We start from the raw sequence: 25,472 nt of genomic DNA on the forward strand, positions 1-25,472 counted from the left end.
CCGCTTGCCGATGGCAGGCGGACGCGATTATCCGGCAATTTCGATGGCCGGTGACTGCTGTCGCAACCCCGTGGCAACCACCGAAACCCTGAACCTGCCCTGCAGGGCCTGGTCGAAGATGGCGCCGACGATGATGTCGGCATCGGCATCGACTTCCTCGCGGATACGGGTTGCTGCCTCATCCACCTCGAACAGCGTCATGTCCTGGCCCCCGGAGATCGAGACCAGCACACCCTTCGCGCCGCCCATCGACGCTTCGTCGAGAAGCGGATTGGCGATTGCCGCCTCTGCCGCCTTCTTTGCCCGGCCTTCGCCTGTCGCCTCGCCGGTGCCCATCATCGCGCGACCCATGTCGCGCATCACCGAGCGCACATCGGCGAAGTCGAGATTGATGAGCCCCTCCTTCACGATCAGGTCAGTGATGCAACTGACGCCCGAATAGAGCACGCGATCCGCCATGATGAAGGCATCGCCGAAGGTCGTTTTCGCATCAGCGATACGAAACAGATTCTGGTTCGGAATGACGATGACCGTGTCGGCGCATTCGCGCAGGCGTTCGATGCCGCGCTCCGCAGCCTGCATCCGGCGCGTACCTTCGAAGACAAAGGGCTTGGTGACAACGGCAACGGTGAGAATGCCTGCCTTGCGGGCGGCATCGGCGATGAGGGGAGCCGCGCCGGTGCCGGTGCCGCCGCCCATTCCGGCAGTGACGAAGCACATATGCGTGCCGGCAAGAAGCTCCATGACTTCGCCCAGCGTTTCCTCGGCGGCTGCGTAGCCGATTTCAGGCAGGGAGCCGGCGCCAAGGCCTTCGGTGGTCATGGCTCCAAGCTGGATGCGCTGCGATGCCTTCGACATGGCGAGGGCCTGCGCATCTGTGTTGGCGGCGATGAAGTTTACGCCCTCCAGCTGTTCGGTGATCATGTTGTTGACGGCGTTGCCGCCGCCGCCGCCGACCCCGATCACAGCGATTTTGGGCTTGAGTTCAACGATGTTCGGTCTGGTACTCATGTCCATACTCCAGAATACGGAAGGTCAGGTCGTCCGGCGAGGCGGCGACATGTGAATCACGACTCTATCCGTATCGTTCCCAATAAGGGACTTATTTAAGTCATTGACGGGAAAGGGCAGAGAGAATTGCGTGGCGGCATGGCGACGACAGCGCGCCGGACCGGTCGTTTTCCTTCCTGAATTCAACAGGGCTGCCCGTCGTTTTCTGCCTCCTGCTGCGAAAATCCGGCTTCGCTGCCGAAATGCACATGAGGCGTGAAGGCCGTATTCCTGCCGGCCCGGCGTTCACCGTTCCAAAGAAAAACTCAAAGCGATCTGGTGCAGAACTCAGTTTGAAGCTGGCACAGGGATTGGCGCTGAAAATAAATGGACTGATGAGCTTGCAGCAACATCTCAGATGGCCGGGAAAATATCCTGCCCGGCTGTCCTGCAGGCGGCGGTCTTTCGGCGTCCGTAATCTGAAAATTCGGAAATCATCCGATATCTGCATGAAATAACTATGGAAATCAGCTGGCTGAGGCGTGCATGAGTGCGGCCTTGGCCCTGCCGGAATGACGAAACCGGAACGTTGACCTGTCTCGCATCCCGATGGCCGTGACGGCACAAATTCCATCAGACTCGATATGCGTATTGCACTGCACGCTGTTGAGAAATTCGGTTCCGGCAATGATTCATTGTCAGGATGATGTTGTCATTGTCAGAAAAATCGCGCAACTGAGTGGCCGCCTGGTAGCTGGCGTGGTTCAGAAACTGCCCGATCAGTTTCTCGGAACCTTGCAGTACGGCTCCAGACGAGCGCCAACGGGATAAAGCGTGTTGCAGGGGAGATAAACTTGAAGATCGGAGCATTAAGGGAAACTGCTGACGGCGAAAGCCGGGTGGCGTTGACGCCGGACTCGGCGCGGCATCTGCAGAAACTCGGTCATGAGTGTCTGGTTGAAGCCGGAGCCGGCGAGAAATCCGGCATTACCGATGAAGCCTACGCCGAAGCGGGCGTCACGGTACTTGCCGATGCCAAAGCCGTAACCAAAGCGTCCGATCTGCTTGTCAAAGTCCGGGGTCCGGAAGCTGACGAGCTTGAGCGGATGCGTGAAGGGCAGACGCTCATCTCGTTCTTCTGGCCCGGCCAGAATCCCGAGCTTCTGGAACAGGCGAAGCGCAAGGGCGTCACGGTCGTCGCCATGGATATGGTGCCACGCATCAGCCGTGCCCAGAAGATGGATGCCCTGTCTTCCATGGCCAATCTGGCCGGCTACCGCGCCGTCATCGAAGCCGCCAACAATTTCGGCCGCTTCTTCACCGGACAGGTGACGGCGGCTGGCAAGATTCCTCCCGCGCGGGTTCTGGTGGTGGGTGCCGGCGTGGCCGGTCTGGCCGCCATCGGTGCCAGCATCAGCCTCGGCGCCATCACCTATGCCTTCGACGTTCGTCCCGAAGTGGCCGAGCAGATCGAAAGCATGGGCGCGGAATTCGTGTTCCTCGATTTCGAACCGGCGCAGGATGGCTCGGCCACCGGCGGTTATGCCGCCCCGTCCTCTCCCGAGTTCCACGCCAAGCAGCTTGCAAAGTTCCGTGAACTTGCGCCTCAGGTCGACATCGTCATCACCACGGCCCTCATTCCCGGACGCCCGGCACCCAAGCTGTGGACCGAGGACATGGTCAGGGCAATGAAGCGCGGATCGGTGGTCGTGGATCTGGCGGCCGAGCGCGGCGGCAATTGCGATCTGACGGTGCCGGATGAGCGCATTGTCACCGACAATGGCGTGACCATCATCGGCTACACCGATTTTCCGAGCCGCATGGCCGCACAGGCATCCAGCCTCTACTCCAACAACATTCGCCACATGCTGAGCGACCTGACGCCCCAGAAAGACGGCGTCGTCGTTCACGACATGGAAGACGACGTGATCCGCGGCTCGACGGTTGCGCATAAGGGCGAGATCACTTGGCCGCCGCCGCCGCCCAAGGTCAGGGCCATCGCGGCCGCCAAACCAAGGGAGAAGCCGAAAGAGCTGACCGCCGAGGAGAGGCGGGCTCAGGAAGCGGCTGCCTTCAAGGCTCAGACCCGCAATCAGGTGGCCTTGCTCACCACAGGCGGCGTTCTGCTGCTGCTGGCCGGCTATTTCGCTCCCGCCAGCTTCATGTCGCACTTCATCGTCTTCGTGCTGGCCTGTTTCGTGGGCTTCCAGGTCATCTGGAATGTCAGCCACAGCCTGCACACGCCCCTGATGGCGATCACCAACGCCATTTCGTCGATCATCATTCTGGGCGCGCTGCTTCAGATCGGTTCCGGCAGTTGGCTGGTGATCGTGCTGGCCGCACTCTCCGTGCTGATGGCGGGCGTGAATATTTTCGGCGGCTTCCTCGTCACCCGGCGCATGCTCGCCATGTTCCAGAAGTCGTAAGGGAGAGGGTTATGGAAATCGGTTTCACAACTGCCGCCTATATCGTCGCGGCAGTCCTGTTCATCCTCTCTCTCGGTGGCCTGTCGGGTCAGGAAAGCGCCAAACGCGCCGTCTGGTACGGCATCGTCGGCATGGCACTGGCGGTCATAGCCACGCTCGTGGGTGCCGGTTCGGGCCTCTGGCAGCTTTCGCTGGCCGTGCTTATCGTCGGGGGCGCCGCCGGCTGGATCGTCGCCCAGCGGGTGCAGATGACCGAAATGCCGCAGCTTGTGGCCGCCATGCATTCGCTGGTGGGTCTGGCTGCCGTATTCATCGGCTTCAACACCCATATCGAGATGACGGGCGTGGCAGCGATGGCGGCGGACGCACGCCTTGCCCTGACCGGCTTCGCCGCCGGCATCGCGCATAAAACCCCCGCCGAAATCTCCATCCTGCGGGTGGAAACCTTCCTCGGCGTCTTCATCGGCGCGGTGACCTTCACCGGGTCGGTGATCGCCTTCGGCAAGCTGGCGGGCAAGGTGGACGGCAAGGCAAAGAAGCTGCCCGGCGGTCACATCCTCAATGCGAGCGCCGCGCTCATCTCGCTGGTGCTGCTCGTCGTCTACCTGAACACGGCCAGCACCGCTGCGCTGGCTGTGATGACGGTGGCGGCGCTGTTCATCGGCTATCACCTGATCATGGGCATCGGCGGCGCCGATATGCCCGTCGTCGTATCGATGCTGAACAGCTATTCGGGCTGGGCAGCGGCAGCGATCGGCTTCTCGCTGTCGAACGATCTGCTGATCGTGACCGGTGCGCTGGTCGGCTCGTCCGGCGCGATCCTGTCCTACATCATGTGCAAGGCGATGAACCGTTCCTTCGTTTCCGTCATCCTTGGCGGGTTCGGCACGACGACTGGCCCTGCCATGGAAATCGAAGGCGAGCAGATCGCTATCGACGTCGATGGTGTGGCCGCAACGCTGAACGAGGCCGACAGTGTCATCATCGTGCCCGGCTATGGCATGGCGGTGGCGCAGGCCCAGCAGTCCGTCTCCGAACTGACCCGCAAGCTGCGGGCTGCCGGCAAGAATGTGCGCTTCGCCATTCATCCGGTCGCCGGGCGGTTGCCGGGCCACATGAACGTGCTGCTGGCCGAGGCGAAGGTGCCTTATGACATCGTTCTGGAAATGGACGAGATCAACGAGGACTTCCCGGAAACGGACGTTGCGATCGTCATCGGCTCCAACGACATCGTCAACCCGGCCGCGCAGGAGGACCCCAACAGTCCGATTGCCGGAATGCCGGTGCTTGAAGTGTGGAAGGCCAAGCAGGTTTTCGTGTCGAAGCGCGGTCAGGGAACCGGCTATTCCGGCATCGAAAATCCGCTCTTCTACAAGGAGAACACCCGCATGTTCTATGGCGACGCCAAGAAGAGCCTCGACCAGCTCCTGCCGCTGATCGGCTGAAAACCGGCTCCGTAAGATTGCTCCCGGCAAGGATCTGCTTGCCGGGAGCATGAAGTTCAAAGCCTGACCGGGCAGGCGGCGCTTTTGCAAGCCTTCGGAAATATCCCGGTCACTTCTTCTGACGCGAGCCTGCAACGCATTTGCGTGTGACCCAGACGATGGGACGCTGCGACCGCGCGAAATCATGACCGGCTTACTGGTCGTGAATGACGAGTTCCCGAATCCCAGTCTCTAAGACCACCAGTTCATCAGGGCCAATCGGTAAAGACGCTGTCAATGTCGATGGAGGGACGGCGCGATCGCCCGGCGCCGATCATGAAGCAGCTACGGAAAACGACCTCGCTCACCGATACCGTGATTTCAGATCACGCCTTTGCCTGAATGGCTTCCTGTTCCTGAAAGCGTTGCGCGGCATGGGCGCGCACGTCGTCGCCGAACGCGCGAAACAGCTTTTGCGACACCGGGTCGTTTTCGGCTGCAAATTCGGGATGCCATTGCACACCCATGGCGAAGCTGCGTGCATCCTGTACCGATACGGCCTCGGCAATGCCGTCCCCGGCGGCCGCTTCCACAACGATGCCGCTGCCGGGCCGCGCGATCGCCTGCCGGTGAAGCGAGTTGACCATCACGGGCTCATCGCCGATCAGCCCCGCCAGATGCGAGCCGGGGGCTGCCCGGATGCTGTGTTTCACCGCAAAGCGCTCCGCGCGATCCGGCGACTGCGGCGCGCGGTGGTCGAGATTGCCGTCGATGGACTGGATTTCCGTCTGCAGCGTGCCACCGCGCGCGACGTTCAGCTCCTGCAGGCCGCGGCAGATCGCCAGCAGCGGCAAGCCGCGCTTCAGGGCAAGCTCCAGCAAGGCGAAGCTGGTGGCGTCGCGGGCCGGATCGTAGGGCTCGTTGGCGGGGCTGACCTCGCCTCCATAGAGCGCGGGATAGACATTGGAAACCGAGCCGGTGAGCAGCAGTCCGTCCACCGCGTCGAGCACGGCCTCGCAGTCCAGTTCCTTCCCGAGGTTCGGCACCAGAAGCGGTGTGACGCGGGCCGCGCGCGCGGCGGCCATGACATACTGGCGCTGCGTGGCGAACCATTCGGTTCCGGCGAACTCGATGGTGTCGGTGGCGACGGCGACGCAGGGCCTTGCCATCACACCATCTCCATATAGGTTTCGAGCTCGAAGCTGCCGACCTTGCGGGCAAAGGTATCGGCTTCCTGCTGCTTGCAGGCGATGAAGGCATCGCGCAGTTCCGGAGCGAAAAGCGCTTGCATGAGGTCACCCTGCTCGAAGGCGGCGATTGCTCCCAGCCAGTCCGATGGCAGGCGCGGCAGATCGTGGGAATCGACATCCATGGCGATGGGCTGGCCGGGATCGCAGGCCTCTTCCATGCCGATCAGGGCCGAACCCAGCACGCTGGCCAGAACCAGATAGGGATTGGCATCGGCCCCGGCGACGCGGTGCTCGATGCGGCGTGCCTTGTGCGATCCGCCGGGAATGCGGATCGCCACCATCCGGTTCTCGTAGCCCCATGCCACGGCGGTGGGCGCATAGGATTTGGGCCGCAGCCGGCGGTAGGAGTTGAAGTGCGGCGCGAAGATGAGCGTGCTCTGCGCCATGCCGCGCAGGAGACCGCCGACGGCGTGGCGCATGATGTCCGTGCCCTTCTCGGTGCCGTCGTCGAAGACATTGTTGCCGTCGCCGTCGAGCAGGCTGAAATGCACATGCAGGCCGCTGCCCGCCCGGTCGCCATAGGGCTTGGCCATGAAGCTGGCGATGAAGCCGTGCTTGCGGGCGATGCCGCGCACCACCCGCTTGAACAGGATGGCATCGTCGGCCGCCTTCAGCGCATCGGCGACATGGTTGAGGTTGATCTCGAACTGGCCGACCCCGTTCTCGGCAATGGTGGTGTCGACGGGAATGTTCTGCGCACGGCAGGCGGCATAGACTTCCGAGATGAAGGTCTCGAACGCGTCCAGTTCGTCGATGGACAGGGCTCCATCCGCATTGAGTCTCCTGCCGTTGACCGGCGAGACCGGCCCGACGGGTTCATTGGAGGCGGCATCGAACAGATAGAATTCAAGCTCGGTGGCAACGACCGGCGTGAGGCCGCGCGCGGCATACCGCCTCTGGATTTCCGCCAGCGCCTGTCTGGGGTCTCCCGGAAACGGCCGCCCGTCATCATAGGCGAGCGTGAGCGGGATGAGGGCCGTCGGCAGCGGTGTCCAGTCCACCGGAACGATCGGCCGGCCGGTCCAATGGCACACCGCATCGGAATCGCCGGTGCTGTAGACCAGCGGATTGCCTTCGATGTCCTCTCCCCAGATGTCCATGCCGATCAGCGAATAGGCCATCCGCATGCCGCCATCGAGCGCCTTGCGCGCCTGATCGGCGGCAATGCGCTTGCCGCGCATCACCCCGTTGAGGTCGCATATGGCGACGCGCACGCTTTCCACCTGCGGATTGTTTTCCAGCCACGCGATCGCGGCATTCCGGCTTTCCTCAGACTGCAATCATTTCTCCCGTTGTCAGTGACGATGGCGGATCCAGGTGGTCCGCAGTGCAGTGTATTTGTCGACGGCGTGGCGCGAGAGGTCACGCCCATTGCCGGATTGGCGAAAGCCGCCGAAAGGGACGGCGGGATTGACGGGGTCAACGACGTTCACCGCCACCACGCCGGCCATGATGCGTTCCGATACCCGGTGAGCGCGCGACAGGTCGTCGGTGAAGATCGAGGCGGCGAGCCCGTAGATGCTGGCATTGGCGAGGCGGACGGCCTCGTCCTCATGCTCGAACGTCGAGACAGAAAGCACTGGCCCGAAAATCTCCTCCTGCATGATCGACGCTTCCGACCGCACGCCGGTGAAGATGGTCGGTTCTATGAAGCTGCCCGCTCCGTTCACCATGGCCGCGCAGCCTCCGGTGGCGAGGTCGGCCTCCCGCTTTCCAGCCTCCACATAGCGCATGACGGTGGCGGCGTGCCTGGCATCGACCATGGCGCCGAGGCCGGAAGCCGGATCGAGCGGGTCGCCGGGGCGGTAACGCCCGGCGCGCTGCACCAGAAGATCGGTAAGCCGGCGGGCAATCGGGGCATGAACATAGAGGCGGGAAGAGGCCGAGCACACCTGCCCCTGATTGTAGAAGATGCCGGCGGCGATCTGGTCTGCGGCATGATCGAGATCGGCGCAGTCGGAAAAGACGATTGCGGGAGATTTTCCGCCGCACTCGAGCCAGACCTGCTTCATGTTGGATTCGCCCGCATAGCGCAGGAACAGCTTGCCGACGGCGGTGGAGCCGGTGAAGGCCAGGCAATCGACATCCATGTGGCGGCCAAGCGCCTGTCCGGCGGTTTCGCCAAGCCCCGGCACCACATTGAGCACGCCTGCCGGAATGCCGGCCTCAAGCGCCAGCTCGCCAAGGCGCAGGGCTGTGAAGGGTGACTGCTCGGCCGGCTTCAGCACCACGCTGTTGCCGGCAACCAGTGCGGGAATGCATTTCCACACCGCCATGTTGAAGGGGAAGTTCCATGGCACCACCGCGCCGATGACCCCCAGCGGCACACGCCGCACGATGCCGAGATTGCCGGGCGGCAGCGGTGCCACTTCATCATAGATCTTGTCGGCTTCCTCAGCATGCCATTGAAGGATGCTGATGGCGTTGGCGATGTCGTTGTCGTGGGCATCGCGCACCAGCTTGCCCATGTCGAGCGATTCCAGAACCGCCAGCCGGGGCAGTTCCGCCCGCAGCAGTTCCGCCAGTTTCAGAAGCACGGCCTTGCGTTCGGCCGGCGCGCGGTCGCGCCATATGCCCTGCTCGAAGCTGCGGCGCGCGGCGGCGACGGCTAGATCGATGTCGCGGCCGTCGCAGGCGGCCACCTCGGCCAGCACCTTGCCGGTGGCGGGGTTCACCGATGCAAAGGTTTCGCCCGACACTGCCGGCACCTTGCGGCCATCGATGATGGCGAGCCTGGGAAAGCTCACGGTCTCTGCCAACTGGTGCCAGTCGGTGCGATCGGCCATGTGAACTCCTCTCAGGCGGCAGGGATGAAACTGGATTTCAGGATATTGCGGGAAGGGCTCGTCGTTGAAAAAGCGAATTTCTTCGACCCGTCATTCCATTTTCATCCTGATACATTGTGCGATCTGCGATCGCAATATATATGTGCAGAAAATCTTGAATGACGGCGCAGGAACGGCGTGCGCGAAGCCATGCCTTCCGAAGCGGACCGACCCCGGAGGTCGATGCCGGACCATGCCTGAGCCGCGCAAGAGTTCTGTACGACGGCGAAATCCGCCTATACTGGATGACGAATGACAACTGCGCCCATGACCATCGCCAGCCTGACGATCTTCCCGCTGAAGTCGGCGCGGGGGATGCCGGTGCTGTCGGCGCGTGTCGGCTCCAAGGGGCTTCTCGACGATCGCTCGATGATGGTCGTCGACGAGACGGGCTGCGCCATTACCGCGCGCGCTGCTCCGCTGCTGATGCAGATCAGGGTGGTTCTGGATGGCGACGAGGTGATCCTGTTCGCGCCGGGCAAGCCGCCGATCGGATTTCGCCGGGAAGAGCTGAAGCCTGCCTGCGGGCCGGTTTCCGTATGGGGCAGCGAGGTTTCAGCCCGCGATGCCGGCGATGCGGTGGCGGACTGGCTTTGCGGGCATCTGGAGCGGCCATGCCGGCTGGTCTTGCAGGATGACCGTCATCCCCGCGCACTCGACATCGGCAGCGGCGGGGTCGTCAGTCTTGCCGACACCGCGCCGCTTCTGCTGGCCAGCACCGCGTCGCTGGAAGAACTGAACCTCTATCTCGAGCAGCCGGTGGAAATGGACCGGTTCCGGCCGAATGTCGTGGTGGCTGGCGAGCTTCCCTTCGACGAGGACGCATGGGCCGAAATTCGCATCGGCGACATGCGCTTCGAGGTCGCCGGGGCCTGCGACCGGTGCATGATGACCACGCTTGACCCCGCGAGCGGTCAGGCGCGTCAGGATCACGAGCCGCTGAGCATGCTGGGAAAGCAGCGGCGGGGTGAAGACGGCAAGGTCTATTTCGGCCAGTTCCTGATTCCGCATTCGGCTGGCCGTATCCATCTCGGCGATGCAGTCGAGGTCCTGTCGCGCAGGAAGCCGGTGGCGCTGCTGCCGGGTTCGGCGCGGAAGATCACGCGCCTGCCCATGGCGGCCGCGCAGGGGCTTCAGTCCGGCAGCCGGCAGGTGGAGCTTACATGCGTGGCGGTGATTGACGAGACGAACGACATGAAGACCTTCCGCTTCGTGGCGGAGCCCTCCTTCACCTATTCGCCCGGCCAGTTCATAACGCTGATGCCCGTCATCGACGGTGAGATCGTGCGCCGCAGCTATACGATCTCGTCCTCTCCCTCGCGGCCCCTGCATATGTCGGTGACCGTCAAGCGGGCGCAGGACGGTTTCGTGTCGTGCTGGCTGCATGAGAACCTGCATGTCGGCGACCGGCTTCAGGCCTCCGGTCCGAACGGAAAGTTTCATCTGGGCGCCGCCGGGGATGCGAAGAAGCTGTTTCTGGTCTCGGCGGGAAGCGGCGTGACGCCGATGATCTCGATCCTGCGCACCATTGCCGACGCCAATCTCGATCGCGATGTCGTCTACCACCACAGTGCCCGAACCGCGGCCGACATGCCGTTCCGGGACGAACTGAAACTGCTCCAGCATCAGTTCGGTGAGCGGCTGCACATTTCCTGGAATCTTTCCGCGAAAGGCGCGGACGATGCCGTTGATGCGCCGGGCATTGTGCATGCCGGCAGGTTCGACGAGAGCATGGCGCAAATCGTCTGCCCCGACCTGTCCGAACGCATCGCCTTCTGCTGTGGTCCGACGGGCTTCCGCAACAAGGTGCGCGATGTGTGCACGAGCCTGGCGGCGCAACCGGCGCTGGCCTATCTGGAAGAGAGTTTCGGGGCGGACGAAAGCGCTGTCGATCTTCCCCCGATCGGGCGCTACAGCGTTTCCTTCCAGCGGTCCGGCAAGACGGTGGAGGGCGAGGGCACCACAACGCTTCTCGCGCTCGCGCGCGGTGCCGGCGTCAAAATCCAGTCCGACTGCGAGGCCGGTATCTGCGGCTCATGCCGTTGCACCGTGGTAACGGGAGACTGGCGCATCGCGGCCAATGCTGCCGACCGCGACCGGTCCGTGCTTTCGGATGAGGAAAAGGCGGCGAATGTGGTTCTTGCCTGCTCGACCTCCCCCATAGGCGATGTCGTCATTGAGCTCTGAAGACGTTGGCTCTCTGTCTGCGCAGATGTCCTGAATCAGGCGCTGTTTTGGCGAGTTCGCAAAAGAAGAGTCGTTTTGTCAGCCTTCCTATAACTCGCTGATAAAAAGGTTTATTGCCGCTTTGTGTGAGCAGAATAAAAATTCATGCCTCACGCAATTGCGCGATCTGCGATCGCAATATATAGAGATATAGGCGGCTTGCGGATCATGATCCGGTCATGACATTCTGCGCAGGCTGGCCAGCAGCTTCAGGGCGGGCTTCGGCTGGCGCCTTGACAGGTCGAAATCATCCGGGAGTGGGGAGGCGATCCAGACGAATGGCGAGTGTGAGTGCATATCGGGCAGGGCATGAAGTTCGCACCGTCGCGGTGGTCGGATGTGGCCTCATTGGCGGCATGTGGGCGGCTTTCTTCCTGCATCGCGGGCTGGATGTGCGTGCATGGGACCCTGCGCCGGATGGAGAAGAGCGACTTGCGGCTTTCGTCGAAGCGGGGCTGGGTGATCTCGATGCGGTCGGTCCGCCTGGCCGTGAGCGCGGCCGGCTGATCTGGTGTGCCACGATCGCGGAGGCGGTCGTGGGCGCGGATTACGTTCAGGAAAACGCGCCGGAAAAACTGCTGCTCAAGCAGGCGCTGCTGGCCGAAATCGATGCCGCAGTTCCCGCCGATGTCGTCATCGGATCGAGCACTTCTTCTTATCCCGCAAGCCAGTTGCAGGCCGAATGCGCCAATCCGGAGCGCGTCATCGTCGCTCATCCCTTCAATCCCCCGCATCTGGTGCCGCTGGTGGAACTGGTGGCGGGCGAGAAAGGGTCGCCGGCTGCGGTCGATGCCGCCTATGCCTTCTTTGAGGCGATCGGCAAGGTTCCGGTGCGCGTGGCGCGCGAGGCCGTCGGCCATCTCGCCAACCGCATGAGCTCGGCGCTGTGGCGCGAGGCCGTCAACATCGTGGCCGAGGGCATCGCCTCGGTTGAGGATGTGGACCGGGCGATCCGCTTCGGGCCGGGGTTGCGCTGGGCGGTCGAAGGCCCGCACATGCTCTATCATCTGGGCGGCGGCGAAGGCGGGCTTGCGGCCTATCTCGACCATCTGGGCCCTGCGCAGGAGGCAAGATGGGCGACGCTCGGCACGCCGCGCCTCGATGCGGAGACCAGGCGCAAGCTGGTCGAAGGCATGCACGCCGAGGTGGCCGGTCGCGCAATGGACGAGCTTACCCAGCGCCGCGACCGGCTTTTGATCGCGCTTTTGCGCCTCATGGCTGAGGACGAAGCCGGGGCCAATGAAAAAACCGGGAAGGGCGCACGATGACCGGCCTTCCGCTCATTATGGTGGCGCCGAACGGCGCGCGCCGCACCAAAGCCGATCACGCGGCACTGCCGATGACCGTTTCCGAGATCGTCGAGACGGCTGAAGCCTGCTGGAAGGCGGGTGCTGACGCCATCCACGCCCATGTACGCGACGAGGCCGGCCGGCATGCGCTCGACGCCGATCTCTATCGCCAGCTCATCGGGGCGCTGGCGCAGCGCGTTCCGCAGATGGCCGTGCAGGTCTCCACCGAGGCGGTCGGCATCTACAGCGCGCCCCAGCAGATGCAGCTTGTGCGCACCTTGCAGCCGCGCGCCATTTCCGCCGCCATTCGTGAACTGGTTCCCGATGCCGCGAGCGAGGCGGAGGCCGCGCGCTTCTATGGCTGGTGCCGGCAGGAGCAGATCCACGTTCAGCACATTCTCTATGACGATGCCGATGTGGCGCGGCTGGGCGACCTGATGGCCCGGCAGGTGATCCCGGCCGGACAGCCTTCGGTCATCTATGTTCTGGGCCGCTATTCGGCGAACCAGCAGAGCGAGCCCGGCGATCTCGATGCGTTCCTGCGCGCAGCCACGGACCTGCCGCAATCGCCCGACTGGATGGTGTGTGCCTTCGGCCGCAGCGAGACGGATTGCCTTGAGGCTGCGATGCGAGCCGGCGGCAAGGTGCGTGTGGGTTTTGAGAACAGCCTGTGGAATGCGGACGGCAACCTCGCCGCCTCCAATGAGGAGCGCGTCGCCGAAATCGCCGCCCGCGCCCATCTCCTTGGCCTTGGGTGACGGAAAATGTCGGAAACGCCCTACCGCATCTTCAATGTCCGGCTGGCCGAGCGCCGGCTGCTGACGCCGAACATGGCGCGGCTGGTGTTTGCGGGCGCCGATCTGGCCGCCATGACGACGCTTGCACCGGACCAGCGCATCAAGCTGTTCTTTCCGCGCGAGGATGGAACGCCGTCAGCCCTTCCCGTCAGCCCCGACTATCTGAAGGTCTACAAGGCGCTGCCGCCGCACCAGCGCGCGCCGATGCGCACCTACACCATCCGCGCCATCGACCCGGCCCGGCAGCTTCTCACCGTCGATTTCGTCGTCCACGGCGACAACGGACCGGCCTCGCGCTGGGCGATGAGCGCAGAGCCGGGCGACCCGATCCAGACTACAGGCCCCAACAGTGCGTATGTCGGCGAGATCGGGGGTTTCGACTGGGAACCGCCACCGGGCCTGACCGATCTGCTCATCATCGGCGACGAGACGGCGCTGCCGGCCATTGCCGGAATTCTGGAACAGATCGCCTTGTGGGAGGTCAGGCCGCGGGCGACGGTATGTGTCGAACTGCCCTGCATGGAGGATGCGCAGAAGGTGCCGTCGTGGGATGGCCTCGACCTGCGCTGGCTGCCCCGCGACGCAGGCAACCACGGCTATGGCGAGCTGATGGCCGGCGCAGCACTTGCCGCGGACATTCCCGGCAGCGCCATGCGCACGGCTCCGGCGCAGCCGGAAGCGGTCGATGTCGACAAGGACACATTATGGGACCGTGCGGCGCCTGCCGCCAACAGCTTCTACGGCTGGATCGCCGGTGAAACGGCGGCCGTCAGCCGCATTCGCACGCATTTTCTGGGCGAGCTTGGCATAGACCGCAATCAGCTCACCATGATGGGCTACTGGCGTTATGGCAAAGCCCATGCATAGCCATCGCCGCTGCCCCCTCCTGTCCGGCTGTACGCTCACGCAGTCGCCCCGCACGCGGCGGGCCGAGCTTTTGCTGCTGTGCGCCCGCATCGGCTATTCGCCGCCGTCTTCCTTCGCCTCCGCATAACTGAAAACCGAGGAAGGAAGACATTATATGACTGACCAGACCATTTCGCGCGCCAATCTGCAGGCCATCGATTCCGCGCATCATCTCCATCCCTTCACCGACCACAAGGAACTGCGTGGCGCCGGCGCCCGCATGATCGTGCGGTCTGAGGGACCCTATATCTATGACAGCGAAGGCGCCGAGATCCTGGACGGCATGGCCGGCCTGTGGTGCATCAATGTTGGTTATGGCCGCGAGGAACTTGCCCGCGTCGCCTATGACCAGATGAAGGAACTGCCGTTCTACAACTCCTTCTTCCGCTGCACGACGCCGACACCGGTGCTGCTGGCGGGCAAGCTGGCGGAACTGGCGCCCGACAACGTCAATCAGGTGTTCTATGGCTCGTCCGGTTCGGAAGCCAACGACACGGCCCTCAAGCTGGTGCGCCACTACTGGGCGCTGGAAGGCAAGCCCTCGAAGCGCATCGTGATTTCGCGCAAGACCGGCTATCATGGCTCCTCCATCGCCGGCGCTTCGCTGTCCGGCATGGACGGCATGCACAGCCAGCTTTACGGCGCGGTGCCCGGCATCGTCCATGTCATGCCGCCCTATTCGTTCGAGCTTGCCCTGCCGGGCGAGAGCGAGCACGATTTCGGCCTGCGGGCGGCACGCGCTGTCGAAGATGCGATTCTCGAAGCGGGTGCTGAAAACGTCGCCGCCTTCATTGGCGAGCCGGTGCTGGGCGCTGGCGGCGTGAAGATCCCGCCTGCCAGCTACTGGCCGGAAATCCAGCGCATCTGCGACAAGTACGACGTGCTTTTGATGATCGACGAAGTCATCACCGGCTATGGCCGCACCGGCGAATGGTTTGCCTGCAAGACCTTCAACATCAAGCCCGACACCATCACCACGGCCAAGGCGCTGACCTCTGGTTACCAGCCGCTGTCGGCGCTGCTGGTCGGCGACCGCATCGCTTCCACCCTGATCGAGAAGGGCGGCGAATTCTACCACGGCTATACCTATTCGGGGCATCCGGTGGCCTGCGCCGTGGCGCTGAAGAATCTGGAGATCATCGAAAAGGAAGGCCTGATCGAGCGTGTGCGCGAGGACACCGGGCCTTATCTCGCCAAGGCGCTGGCCGAGCGCATCGGCACGCATCCGATCGTCGGCGAAACCCGCGCCATCGGCCTGATGGCGGCCATCGAGATCGTCAGGGACAAGGGCGATCGCAGCCGCTTCAAGGGCAAGCATGCGGGCGACAAGGTGCGTGACCTGTCGATCGACAACGGCTTCATGGTGCGCGCGGTCGGCGATACGATCATCATGTCGCCGCCGCTGATCTGGACCCGCGAGAACATCGACGTGGCCTGCGAGAGGCTGCTGAAAGCGCTCGATGCGGCGGAAATCGAGCTGCGCCGGCTCGAAGCGGAAAGCCCGGCCAGCGAATGATGGGAAGAGGGGCCGCAGCGAAGCCGCGTCCCCGCATACCTGGCCCCCCTGCCTGTCACCGTCCAGCCGCCGGCAGGCATGGTGCGGCCGCTTCCGCACAGCTTATTATCTGCTTGATACGCGATCGCAGATCGCACACACTCATTGCCATAACCTCGAAACCAGAGGCTTTACATGACCGCCGAACCCCCCTTCACCCGTGCCGACATCAATCTCGGCAACTGGCGCGAGCGTCCCTATTCCATGTCGACGTTCCAGAACGTCGCGGAATATGTTCCTTCCGCCCAGATCATCAGCGCCCGTATCGCCGAGACGCCGGTTCGGCCATTCGGTCATTTCGCCGACATTCCCGTTTCCAACGTGGCGGGCGATACGCTGCGGCTGGAGGATTTTCTGGAGGAAAGCCACAGCGATGCGCTGGTGGTGATGCGCAAGGGCGAGGTTATCGCCGAATGGTACGCGCCTTATGTCGACCCGGCGCGCGCCCATATCGTATTCTCGATCTCCAAGTCGTTCACGGGCATGCTTGCCGGCGTTCTGGAGGCGGAGGGCAAGCTGTCCTTCGACCAGATGGTGACGGATTTCATCCCCGATGCCGTCGGTTCGGCCTATGAGGGGCTGACGGTTCGTGATCTCTTCAACATGACGGTGGCGCTCGATTTCGACGAGCTTTATCTGGACGAAGACGGCAGTTTCGACCGCTATCGCCGGGCCATGCTGTGGAAGCCGCAGCGCGCCGGTGATCCGACCACGAATTTGCGTGATTTCCTGTGCTCGCTGCCGCGCGCCACTCACCCACACGGCACCCTTCATCGCTATCGCTCGCCGAATTCCGACATGGCCGGTCTGGTGGTCGAGGCGGCCTCCGGCATGCGCTTCGCGGACCTTCTGAGCACGCGCGTATGGCAGCCGATGGGTGCGCATACGGATGGCTTCATCACCGTAGACAGCGCCGGCAATCCGCGCACGTCGGGCGGCATTTCCGTCACCGCGCGCGATCTTGCCCGTCTTGGCGAGTTGCTGCGCGTCGGCGGGCGCGGCGTGCTGCCTGCGGAGTTCGTGGAACGGCTGTGGGCCGGCGGCGACCGCGCCATCTGGGCGGCAGGCGACCAGTGCTTCCTCTATCCGGGCGGCAGCTATCTGGCCTACTGGTACGAGACGGGAACCGGCGCGCTGGCCGCCATGGGCATTTTCGGCCAGTTCCTGTGGATCGACCGCGCCTCGGAAACCGTCGTCGTGCGCCAGGCTTCGGAGCCGCTGCCGATCAGCGACGATCTCGACCAGAAAACCATTGCCGCGCTGAAGGCAATCTGCGCAGCCTGAGAACGCGCACCAGCCAGAAAGGGAGGCCGGAAAATTCGCACGCAAACGGGAGTGGAAGCGGTGACAGCGGGGACGGTGCCGGCCATTGCGGCCAGCAAACTTTCAATCAGCGTCGGAACGGAGGGCGCGCTGGTGGTCGACGATGTCGACTTTTCCATCGAGTCCGGCGGCATGCTGGCGCTGGTGGGCGAGTCCGGATCGGGCAAGACCATGGCCGCGCGCGCCATACTGGGGCTTCTGCCGCATCCGCTCACCGTGGTGCCGGGCAGCAGCATCCGCTTTCAGGGCACCGAACTGATCGGCCTTGGCGCGCGGGAACTGCGGGCTGTGCGCGGTGCGCAGATCGGCATGGTCTTTCAGGAGCCGATGGTCTCGCTGAATCCCTCCATGACCATCGGCGAGCAGATGGCCGAGGGACTGCGGCTGCACCGCAATCTCGGCAAGGCCGAGATCCGCGACTTGTCGCTGGCCATGCTGGAACGCATCCGCATCCAGAACCCCGAGCGCTGCCTGAACGCCTATCCGAACGAGTTTTCCGGCGGCATGCGCCAGCGCATCATGCTGGCTTCGGTCATGCTTCTGAAGCCGAAGCTGCTGATCGCAGACGAGCCCACCACCGCGCTCGACACGCTGGTGCAGCGCGACGTGCTCGACCTGATGGTGGAGCTCACGCAGGAGAACGGCACCGCCGTTCTGCTCATCAGCCATGACCTTGGCATGGTGTCGCATTATGTGCGCGATGTCGTGGTGATGCATCGTGGCAGGATGGTCGAGGTGGGGCGCAGCGCCGATGTCCTGAAGGCGCCCGCGCATGACTATACGCGCCGTCTCGTCGATGCCCTGCCGCGCCGGCCGGCCATTTCCAGACCCGCCGTGGACAAGCCCGAGACCATCCTTGAGGTGGACAACATCGTCGTCGAATATCCCGGCCGCCAGACGCTGCTTCAGAAACGCGAGGCCAAGCGCGCCGTGGACGGCATCACGCTGACCGTGGCGCGGGGCGAGACGCTGGCGCTGGTCGGCGCTTCGGGGTCGGGCAAGACCACGCTCGGCCGCACCATCGTCGGGTTGCAGGCCCCGACCGACGGGCGGATGCGCTTCCGCGGCGTCGAGATCGACTATGCCCGCAGCGACAAGGCAAAAGCCCAGCGCAGAGACATTCAGATCATCTTCCAGGATCCCTATTCGTCGCTCGATCCGCGCCAGACGATCGCCGGGATCATCGGCGAGCCGCTGCTGCTCGAACCGGGCATGACCAAGGCGAAGATCGAGGAACGGGTGCGCGAGGTGATGACGGAAGTGGGCCTTCCGCACGAGTTCACGACGCGGCTGCCGCATCAGTTGTCGGGCGGGCAGCGCCAGCGCGTGGCGATTGCCCGCGCCATCGTGCGCGATCCTGCCTTCGTGGTGGCCGACGAGCCGGTGTCGGCGCTGGATATGACGGTGCAGAAGCAGATACTGGAGCTGATCCGCAATCTTCAGGAAAAGCGCGGCTTCGCCTGCCTATTCGTGTCCCATGATCTCGGTGCCGTCGAGCAGGTGGCCGATCGTGTGGCGGTGATGGAAAATGGCCGCATTGTCGAGATCGGCGACCGCGACGAGGTGTTCGACCGTCCGAAACATCCCTACACGAAGCGGCTTCTGGAGGCCGCCATGCTGCTTGACCGCAAATTCGAGGGCGCCGCATAAGGCTTTTTCTCCGGAGCCGGAATGTCACAGATCGCTGTGCGTCCCTTCGCACGCACAAAGGGCGATCTGAATGATCGAGAGCGTATCGGACCGAAAACCGGATTCCCCTTTCCCGCCCGATGCTCTAACAGCCATTCCGTCTGGCGAACGGAGTGGCGCATATGGTTGCGGAACGCATTTACGCGATTGGCGATGTGCATGGCCGCGCAGACCTTCTGCGCGTGTTGCTTGCCCATATCCGCGGTGAAGCGCCTGAGGGGACGGTGATATTCCTTGGCGATCTGATCGACAGGGGGCCTGACAGCTGCGGCGTCCTCGATCTGGTCGCGGCGCAATTGCGGGCGAACCCGGCCTCGCGCCTGCTGCTTGGCAATCATGACTGGTTCCTGCGGGAGCTCCTGCAAGGATCGCTCGATGCATCCGGTCTTGAATTGTGGGCGGATCGTTATGGCGCTGTGGGTGCTCTGCGTTCCTATGGCATTGCCGATCCGGCCAGCGACTGGCAGGCGGCGCGCCGGGTCGTGCTGGAACGGCACCCCGACCATCTGCAACTTCTGGCGGGCGCGGAATATTGCGTCGTCAAAGGCGATCTGTGTTTCGTGCATGCCGGTCTTCGCCCCGGCGTGCCGCTGTCACAGCAGTCGCCAACCGACATGATGTGGATCAAGGAGGACTTCCTCGACCATCGCGAACCGTTCGGGCATCTGGTCGTGCATGGTCATTCGCCGACGCCGTCGGGCCTGCCGGAAGTCCATTCCAACCGCATCGCGCTCGACACGCATGCCTTCAGGTCCGGGCATCTGAGCGCGGCTGCCTTCGATGATGGGGCGCTGTCGCATTTCCTGCGCACGACCGTTACTCCCGATGGCGCTGTCGGCATCGAGCGCCTTGGCTGAAACCGGCCTCCGGCGCTGTCATCGAACTGTTATGAAGGCGGCATATTGCACGCGCAGTTCCTGCAGCGAAGCCTTTGCGTATGACAAACCCAATCGATCTGTCCGTAAGCGCCGTTTCCGCGCGTGGCCTTGCGCTGCACTACGGGGAGAGCATCATCCTCAGGAGCATCGATCTTTCGCTGGCCAGGGGCCGCACGCTGGCGCTGCTCGGGCCTTCGGGTTGCGGCAAGACCACGCTTCTGCGGCTCGTCGCCGGGCTTTTGCAGCCGACGAAAGGCGCGGTCAGCATAGCGGGGCAGGTTGTGGCGGATGCCGGCACCGGGGTCTTCGCACCGCCCGAACGGCGCAATCTCGGCATGGTGTTTCAGGACTATGCGCTGTGGCCGCATCTGACGGTGGGCGGCAATGTTTCCTTTCCTCTGGAAATGCGCGGCATCGGCAGGGCCGAGCGAAATGAGCGGACCCTGCGCGCCCTGCGTCGCGTCGGGCTGGAAGCCTATGCGGATCGTCGCCCGAGCGATCTTTCCGGCGGCCAGCAGCAGCGTGTCGCCATCGCCCGCGCCGTCGTCGCCGAGCCGCAACTCATCCTCTTCGACGAGCCGCTCTCCAATCTCGATCGGGAGTTGCGCGAGAACATGGTCGGCGAACTGGCCGGCCTGATCGCCGAGCTTGACCTGACGGCGATCTATGTCACCCACGATCATGCCGAAGCGCTGACGCTGGCCGACGAGGTCGCGGTCATGCGCGCCGGCGAGATTGCCCAGCTCGCGTCGCCCGACGACCTGATCGCCCGCCCCGCGACCCCCGAAGTGGCCGATTTCCTGCGCCTTGGCGGAACGGTGAATGTCGTTTGGCGTGACGGACACTGGTTCGTTGGTGACAGCGGTCATGCACTGGTCAGCGATGCCACGCAGCCGCTGCAAGGTGAAGCACAGGTTCTGGTGCCCCTCGACGCCGTATCGGTATGCGGCACTTCGGCGAACGCCTTGCCGGCAAAGGTGCTGCGTTCGCAATTCCGCGGTGACGGCCATCTGGCCACGGTCATGCTGGCCTGCGCGCCGGGCGTGGAACTTCAGCTTCCCAGCGCCGCGCGGTTGCGGCCGGGTGAACCGATTGGACTGTCCATCGATCCCGACCGGATTCGCTGGTTCGGGCAGGGCAGCCATGGAATTCCAGAAAAGAAGGTTGCGACATGTTGAAATCGATCAAGGGGCTTGTCTTCGGCGCTGCATCGACCCTGCTTCTGGCAGGCGTCGCCCATGCCGACATCACCGTTTACACCGCCGGCCCGCAGAGCCTCATAGACAAGCTGGCCGAAGGCTTCACCGCGCAGAGCGGCATCAAGGTCAATGTCTTCCAGGCCACCACCGGCAAGATCATGGCCCGCATCGAGGCCGAGGCCGCCAATCCGGCGGTCGACGTGCTGGTCTCAGCGTCGTGGGAAACGGCCACCGACTTCGCCAAGCGTGGCTGGCTCGTTTCCTACACCAGCCCCAATGCTGAAAAGGTTCCTGATTTCCTGAAGAACGAGACCGCCGTGGCGCAGGGCGTTTCGGCGCTCGGCATCGCCTGGAACACCAAGAGCGGCACGCCGAAGCCGGCCGAGTGGAGCGATCTGGCAAAGCCCGAGTTCAGGGATCTGGTGAACATTCCTGACCCCGCGCAGTCCGGCTCGTCTTTCGAGCTCACAGCGGCGCTGGCCGGACAGGATGATTTCGCGCTGTTCAAAAGCCTGAAGGACAATGGCGCCATCATCGCCGGCGCCAATGCAGAAGCGCTGAACCCGGTGCTGCAGGGCGCCAAGGCCGCCGTCTTCGGCGCGGTTGACTACATCACCTTCGGCAACAAGGCCAAGGGCGAGAGCATCGACGTGATCTTCCCCGAATCCGGCACGGTCATCGCGCCGCGTCCGGTCATGATCCTGAACTGGTCGAAGAACCAGGATGAGGCCAAGAAGTTCGTGGACTACATGCTCTCCGACGAAGGCCAGAAGCTGGTCGCCGGCACCTATCTGATGCCTGCCCGCAGCGACATTCCGGCCGACCGCCCGCTGATCTCCGACCTCAAGCTGATCGACTATGACGCGGCGGCGATACAGGGCAAGCGCAAGGAAATCCTTCAGCAGATTTCCGATATTTTCGGCGCCAACTGAGCCTGATCGAATGAGTGCGAAGGATATCGGCGGCGTCGCGCCTGCCGCGTGGCTTGCCCTGAGCGGTCTGGTCGTCGTCGTTGCCGTACCCTTCGCCGCAATCGTCCTGCAGGCGATCTTTCCGGAACTGGGGGCGGGCTCCTTCGCCCGGCCCTTCTCCCTGCTTTCGCAGACGCTGGGCGATGTGCGCCTGCTGAGAATGACCGGCAATACCGTTCTTCTCGGCCTGTGCGTCGTCGTCGCATCCGCGTTGCTGGCCATTCCGCTGGGAGTGGCACGCGCGCTCTACCGCATTCCGCTCGCTCCGGTGTGGGACGTGCTGCTGCTCGTTCCCTTCATGATCCCGCCTTACATCGCGACGCTCGGCTGGATCATGACGCTGCAACCGCGCGGTTATATGGAGCAGCTCTTCGGCTTCAACCTGACGCCGGTTCTGTTCTCGCTTTTCGGTATGACGCTGGTCATGACATTCAACACCTTTCCGGTCGTCTATTTCGCGGTGTCGCGCACCGTCGAGGCCATCGGCCTGCGCTATTCCGATGTCGGACGGGTGTTCGGCGCCACGCCGGCACGTGCCTTCTGGCGCATCACCCTGCCGCTTTCCGCTCCCGGTCTGGCCGCCAGCCTGCTGCTCGTTTTCGCCGCGGCAATCGAGGAATACGGCACGCCCGCAGCGCTTGGCCGCCGCGCCGGATTCGAGGTGCTCGTCACCGGCATCGACACGCGCGTCGGCGACTGGCCGATCGACCTGCCGGGTGCTGCCACGCTGTCGCTGGTGCTCGTCATCATGTCGCTCGCCGCCTTCCTGCTGCAACGCTGGATCCTGACGCGGCGCTCGTACCAGACGGTGGGCGGCAAGCCGCAGCATGCGGATAAGCGCGAGCTTGGCCGTCTCACCGTTCCGGTGATGCTGATGTTCGGCATCATCGCCTTCCTGTCCACCGGCGTGCCCATGCTGGCCATTCTGGGCACGGCGCTTTCGGGTACGATCTCAGGCGGTCTCGTCCTCGACAACCTGACGCTGCGCCACTTCGCCGATGTGTTCGGCAATTCGGCCGGAGCGCTTGGCGCATTGACCAACAGCCTCACGCTCGGGCTGGTGACGGCGGTGCTGACCGGCCTGATCGGCGTGGTCGCCGCCTATGTCGTGGTCAAGACCCGCATCCGGGGCCGCGCCCTCATCGACATCATGACCGTTCTGCCCAATGCCTTGCCGGGCATCGTGGTGGCGGTCGGCCTCATTCTGGCGTGGAACATGCCGGGGCTGCCGTTCACGCCCTACAATACCGGCTTCATCCTGCTGCTCGCCTATTGCTGCATCCTGCTGCCGCAGACGGCGCGCTATGCGACGGCCGCCTTCCTCCAGATCGGCGACAATCTGGAAGCGGCGGCGCGCGTTGCCGGTGCCTCCGGCGCTGTCGCTTTCCGGCGCATCCTGCTGCCGCTCGTGTTCCCCAGCCTCGCTTCGGCCATGCTGCTCGTCTTCGCGCTCGCCTCGCGCGAGCTGGTGGCTTCGATTGTCGTGGCGCCTGTCGGCATGCAGACCATCTCAACCTTCATCTGGCGTCAGTTCGAGCAGGGGTCGGTGGGCCTCGGCATGGCGATGGCCTTTGTCACCATCATCCTGACGACCCTGCTGCCGCTCCTGTTCCTGATGCTGCTGCGGCGTGGCGGTCTGGTACGGGAGTAGCCGCGCCGCGCAACTCCGGAAGGGCTGCTCCTTCTGCCAACAGCACGATCCATCGCCTGCATGTCCTTGTATCGCGGGGTCGATACGGGATAGGTGTCATGAAGCGCCTGAAAGGTGCGCATGATGCATAAGCGGACGGAAACGGGCATGGCTGACAAGAGCTTTTCAATCGAGCGCGCGATCGATCAGGGCGTCGGCCGCGAGCCGGCCGATCTGGTGCTGAAGGGAGGCCGCTTCTTCGATCTCGTCACCGGCGAGCTGGTGGAAGGCGACATCGCCATCTGCGGCGACCGCATCGTGGGCACCTGCGCGGAGTACGCGGGCGTGCAGGAGATCGACATTTCCGGCCGCATCGTCGTGCCCGGTTTCATCGACACCCATCTGCACATCGAATCCTCGCTGGTGACGCCGCATGAATTCGACCGCTGCGTGCTGCCCTGCGGCGTGACGACGGCGATCTGCGATCCGCACGAGATCGCCAATGTGCTGGGGCTGGAGGGCATCACCTATTTCCTCGACAGCGTCGCCGAAACGGTGATGGACATCCGCGTGCAGCTGTCGAGCTGCGTGCCGGCAACGCATCTGGAAACCTCGGGCGCGGAGCTGACGGTGAACGACCTTCTTCCGTTCGCCGACCATCCGAGCGTGATCGGCCTTGCCGAATTCATGAACTTTCCGGGCGTTCTGGCCAAAGACCCCGGCTGCATGGCCAAGCTGCAGGCCTTTCAGGGCCGCCACATCGACGGCCATGCGCCGCTGGTGCGCGGCTACGACCTCAACGGCTATCTGGCCGCCGAAATCCGCACCGACCACGAGACGACCTCGGCCGAAGAGGCGGTGGAAAAGCTGCGCAAGGGCATGCATGTGCTGGTGCGCGAAGGCTCGGTGTCGAAGGACCTTGCCGCGCTGATGCCGATCATCACCGAGCGCAATTCGCCTTTCATCGCTTTGTGCACCGACGACCGCAATCCGCTCGACATCGCCGATCAGGGCCATCTCGATTACATGATCCGCACCGCGATCGCTGCCGGCGTCGAGCCGCTGGCCATCTACCGCGCCGCCTCGATCTCGGCCGCCCGTGCCTTCGGGCTGAAGGATCGCGGGCTGGTGGCGCCCGGCTGGCGGGCCGATCTCGTGGTGGTGGACACGCTGGAAAACTGCCGCGCCGAAATCGTGCTGTCGGCGGGGCGCGTCGTCGGCGACGATCTCTTCGCCGCGCGCAAGCCGATCGCCCCCGTCGGCCGCAACAGCGTCAAGGCGCGGCGTGTGGCGGCTACCGATTTCCGGGCCCGCTCCAACAGCGGCCGCACCCGCACCATCGGCATCGTTGCGGGCCAGATCATCACCCGTGACCTCGAATTCGATCTGCCGGTCGGTGAAAACGGGGTTGGCATCGATCTCGCCAACGACGTGGTCAAGGTCGCGGTGGTCGAACGCCATGGCCGCAGCGGCAACATCGCCACCGGCTTTGTCAACGGCTTCGGGTTGAAATCAGGAGCGATCGCTTCCACCGTCAGCCATGACAGCCACAATATCTGCATCGTCGGCTGCTCGGACGAGGACATGGCGCTGGCCGCCAACCGGCTGGGTGAAATCGAAGGCGGCTTCGTGGTGGTGCAGGATGGCAAGGTTCTGGCGGAGCTTGCCCTGCCGGTTGCCGGGCTGATGAGCACGGCCAGCTACGAAACCGTGCGCGACGAGCTGAAGACGCTGCGCGCCGCTGCATTCGCGCTCGGCTCGACGCTGGAGGAGCCGTTCCTCCAGCTCGCCTTCATCGCCCTGCCGGTGATCCCGCATCTGAAGATCACCGATATGGGGCTTGTCGATGTGAACCGCTTCGAGCTGATCGGCACCTGAGCGGTTGCCTCACGCCTGCGCAATCCGCAGCGATTGCGAAGAGGCAAACCGGAACCGTCGTGTCCCGGCCTTGTTACGTCAGAAGCTGTTTCGCTCGTGATATGTCCTGAGGAATGCCTGAATGCGGGGATCTTCAGGATGATGGAGGATTTGTGCAGGGGCATCGACGCCGACCAGCTCGCCCTTCTCCATGAAGGCCACCTGATCGGCGACATG

18 protein-coding genes are annotated in these 25,472 nt (G+C 63.8%); 14 read left to right on the top strand and 4 right to left on the bottom strand.

Features of this window, described 5'->3' with window-relative positions; genetic code table 11:
* Positions 1-27: 27 nt before the first annotated feature.
* Positions 28-1,017 carry a cell division protein FtsZ gene (gene ftsZ / locus AC5XE7_RS17900; RefSeq protein WP_239801456.1) on the bottom strand — a complete coding sequence of 330 codons (990 nt, stop codon included), beginning with the start codon at positions 1,015-1,017 and terminating at the stop codon, positions 28-30.
* An 827-nt stretch (positions 1,018-1,844) separates the two neighbouring features.
* Here ftsZ and AC5XE7_RS17905 point away from each other — a divergent pair.
* Positions 1,845-3,416, top strand: coding sequence for a Re/Si-specific NAD(P)(+) transhydrogenase subunit alpha (locus tag AC5XE7_RS17905; RefSeq protein ID WP_495367032.1), 1,572 nt, complete (start codon positions 1,845-1,847; stop codon positions 3,414-3,416).
* An 11-nt stretch (positions 3,417-3,427) separates the two neighbouring features.
* Positions 3,428-4,861 (top strand): NAD(P)(+) transhydrogenase (Re/Si-specific) subunit beta, encoded by a 1,434-nt coding sequence (locus tag AC5XE7_RS17910; protein WP_239801453.1) that lies wholly within the window; start codon positions 3,428-3,430, stop codon positions 4,859-4,861.
* A gap of 365 nt (positions 4,862-5,226) precedes the next feature.
* Here AC5XE7_RS17910 and AC5XE7_RS17915 read toward each other — a convergent pair whose 3' ends face one another.
* The 3 genes from AC5XE7_RS17915 to AC5XE7_RS17925 are packed head-to-tail and all read right to left on the bottom strand — an operon-like array spanning position 5,227 to position 8,876.
* Positions 5,227-6,009: a gamma-glutamyl-gamma-aminobutyrate hydrolase family protein gene (locus AC5XE7_RS17915; protein WP_495367033.1), complete on the bottom strand. Its 783-nt coding sequence runs from the start codon at positions 6,007-6,009 to the stop codon at positions 5,227-5,229.
* Positions 6,009-7,370, bottom strand: a complete 1,362-nt coding sequence (locus AC5XE7_RS17920) for a glutamine synthetase family protein (RefSeq protein ID WP_495367034.1) — start codon at positions 7,368-7,370, stop codon at positions 6,009-6,011. Before AC5XE7_RS17920 ends, AC5XE7_RS17915 begins: the two co-directional genes overlap by 1 nt.
* Positions 7,371-7,385: 15 nt before the next feature.
* Positions 7,386-8,876 carry an aldehyde dehydrogenase gene (locus AC5XE7_RS17925; RefSeq protein ID WP_495367035.1) on the bottom strand — a complete coding sequence of 497 codons (1,491 nt, stop codon included), beginning with the start codon at positions 8,874-8,876 and terminating at the stop codon, positions 7,386-7,388.
* Between the two features lie 291 nt (positions 8,877-9,167).
* Between AC5XE7_RS17925 and AC5XE7_RS17930 the strand changes: the two genes are divergently transcribed.
* The 12 genes from AC5XE7_RS17930 (at position 9,168) to ade (ending at position 25,256) form a co-directional block, all read left to right on the top strand.
* A complete protein-coding gene (locus tag AC5XE7_RS17930; RefSeq protein ID WP_495367036.1) occupies positions 9,168-11,102 on the top strand; it encodes an MOSC N-terminal beta barrel domain-containing protein in 1,935 nt (644 codons plus the stop codon).
* Between the two features lie 317 nt (positions 11,103-11,419).
* Positions 11,420-12,409, top strand: coding sequence for a 3-hydroxyacyl-CoA dehydrogenase NAD-binding domain-containing protein (locus AC5XE7_RS17935; RefSeq protein WP_495367037.1), 990 nt, complete (start codon positions 11,420-11,422; stop codon positions 12,407-12,409).
* A complete protein-coding gene (locus AC5XE7_RS17940) occupies positions 12,406-13,188 on the top strand; it encodes a beta-keto acid cleavage family enzyme (RefSeq protein WP_495367038.1) in 783 nt (260 codons plus the stop codon). The genes AC5XE7_RS17935 and AC5XE7_RS17940 overlap by 4 nt, the downstream gene beginning before the upstream one ends.
* Before the next feature lie 6 nt (positions 13,189-13,194).
* On the top strand, positions 13,195-14,094 hold the full coding sequence (locus AC5XE7_RS17945) for a siderophore-interacting protein (RefSeq protein WP_495367039.1): 900 nt from the start codon (positions 13,195-13,197) through the stop codon (positions 14,092-14,094).
* Between the two features lie 154 nt (positions 14,095-14,248).
* Entirely contained in the window at positions 14,249-15,649 is a 1,401-nt protein-coding gene (locus tag AC5XE7_RS17950) for an aspartate aminotransferase family protein (protein WP_495367040.1), read from the top strand.
* Positions 15,650-15,823: 174 nt separating this feature from the next.
* The gene (locus tag AC5XE7_RS17955) at positions 15,824-16,972 is read left to right on the top strand and encodes a serine hydrolase domain-containing protein (RefSeq protein ID WP_495367041.1); all 1,149 of its coding nucleotides are present in this window, start codon (positions 15,824-15,826) and stop codon (positions 16,970-16,972) included.
* A gap of 60 nt (positions 16,973-17,032) precedes the next feature.
* Positions 17,033-18,661 (top strand): ABC transporter ATP-binding protein, encoded by a 1,629-nt coding sequence (locus AC5XE7_RS17960; protein ID WP_495367042.1) that lies wholly within the window; start codon positions 17,033-17,035, stop codon positions 18,659-18,661.
* A 161-nt stretch (positions 18,662-18,822) separates the two neighbouring features.
* Positions 18,823-19,557 carry a metallophosphoesterase gene (locus AC5XE7_RS17965; RefSeq protein ID WP_495367043.1) on the top strand — a complete coding sequence of 245 codons (735 nt, stop codon included), beginning with the start codon at positions 18,823-18,825 and terminating at the stop codon, positions 19,555-19,557.
* 80 nt (positions 19,558-19,637) lie between these two features.
* On the top strand, positions 19,638-20,756 hold the full coding sequence (locus AC5XE7_RS17970) for an ABC transporter ATP-binding protein (protein WP_495367044.1): 1,119 nt from the start codon (positions 19,638-19,640) through the stop codon (positions 20,754-20,756).
* Positions 20,750-21,709 carry an ABC transporter substrate-binding protein gene (locus AC5XE7_RS17975; RefSeq protein WP_495367045.1) on the top strand — a complete coding sequence of 320 codons (960 nt, stop codon included), beginning with the start codon at positions 20,750-20,752 and terminating at the stop codon, positions 21,707-21,709. Before AC5XE7_RS17970 ends, AC5XE7_RS17975 begins: the two co-directional genes overlap by 7 nt.
* Positions 21,710-21,719: 10 nt before the next feature.
* Positions 21,720-23,399: an ABC transporter permease gene (locus AC5XE7_RS17980; RefSeq protein ID WP_495367046.1), complete on the top strand. Its 1,680-nt coding sequence runs from the start codon at positions 21,720-21,722 to the stop codon at positions 23,397-23,399.
* A gap of 147 nt (positions 23,400-23,546) precedes the next feature.
* Positions 23,547-25,256 carry an adenine deaminase gene (ade, locus tag AC5XE7_RS17985; protein WP_495367047.1) on the top strand — a complete coding sequence of 570 codons (1,710 nt, stop codon included), beginning with the start codon at positions 23,547-23,549 and terminating at the stop codon, positions 25,254-25,256.
* Positions 25,257-25,472 lie beyond the last annotated feature (216 nt).

Source organism: Aquamicrobium sp. YD-1-mutant5, assembly GCF_059509755.1.

Coding starts and splice junctions, on each gene's coding strand:
- ftsZ (WP_239801456.1), bottom strand. CDS start 1,017: ATGGACATGAGTACCAGACCGAACATCGTTGAACTCAAGCCCAAAATC.
- AC5XE7_RS17910 (WP_239801453.1), top strand. CDS start 3,428: ATGGAAATCGGTTTCACAACTGCCGCCTATATCGTCGCGGCAGTCCTG.
- AC5XE7_RS17915 (WP_495367033.1), bottom strand. CDS start 6,009: ATGGCAAGGCCCTGCGTCGCCGTCGCCACCGACACCATCGAGTTCGCC.
- AC5XE7_RS17925 (WP_495367035.1), bottom strand. CDS start 8,876: ATGGCCGATCGCACCGACTGGCACCAGTTGGCAGAGACCGTGAGCTTT.
- AC5XE7_RS17930 (WP_495367036.1), top strand. CDS start 9,168: ATGACAACTGCGCCCATGACCATCGCCAGCCTGACGATCTTCCCGCTG.
- AC5XE7_RS17935 (WP_495367037.1), top strand. CDS start 11,420: ATGGCGAGTGTGAGTGCATATCGGGCAGGGCATGAAGTTCGCACCGTC.
- AC5XE7_RS17940 (WP_495367038.1), top strand. CDS start 12,406: ATGACCGGCCTTCCGCTCATTATGGTGGCGCCGAACGGCGCGCGCCGC.
- AC5XE7_RS17945 (WP_495367039.1), top strand. CDS start 13,195: ATGTCGGAAACGCCCTACCGCATCTTCAATGTCCGGCTGGCCGAGCGC.
- AC5XE7_RS17950 (WP_495367040.1), top strand. CDS start 14,249: ATGACTGACCAGACCATTTCGCGCGCCAATCTGCAGGCCATCGATTCC.
- AC5XE7_RS17955 (WP_495367041.1), top strand. CDS start 15,824: ATGACCGCCGAACCCCCCTTCACCCGTGCCGACATCAATCTCGGCAAC.
- AC5XE7_RS17965 (WP_495367043.1), top strand. CDS start 18,823: ATGGTTGCGGAACGCATTTACGCGATTGGCGATGTGCATGGCCGCGCA.
- AC5XE7_RS17970 (WP_495367044.1), top strand. CDS start 19,638: ATGACAAACCCAATCGATCTGTCCGTAAGCGCCGTTTCCGCGCGTGGC.
- AC5XE7_RS17975 (WP_495367045.1), top strand. CDS start 20,750: ATGTTGAAATCGATCAAGGGGCTTGTCTTCGGCGCTGCATCGACCCTG.
- AC5XE7_RS17980 (WP_495367046.1), top strand. CDS start 21,720: ATGAGTGCGAAGGATATCGGCGGCGTCGCGCCTGCCGCGTGGCTTGCC.
- ade (WP_495367047.1), top strand. CDS start 23,547: ATGGCTGACAAGAGCTTTTCAATCGAGCGCGCGATCGATCAGGGCGTC.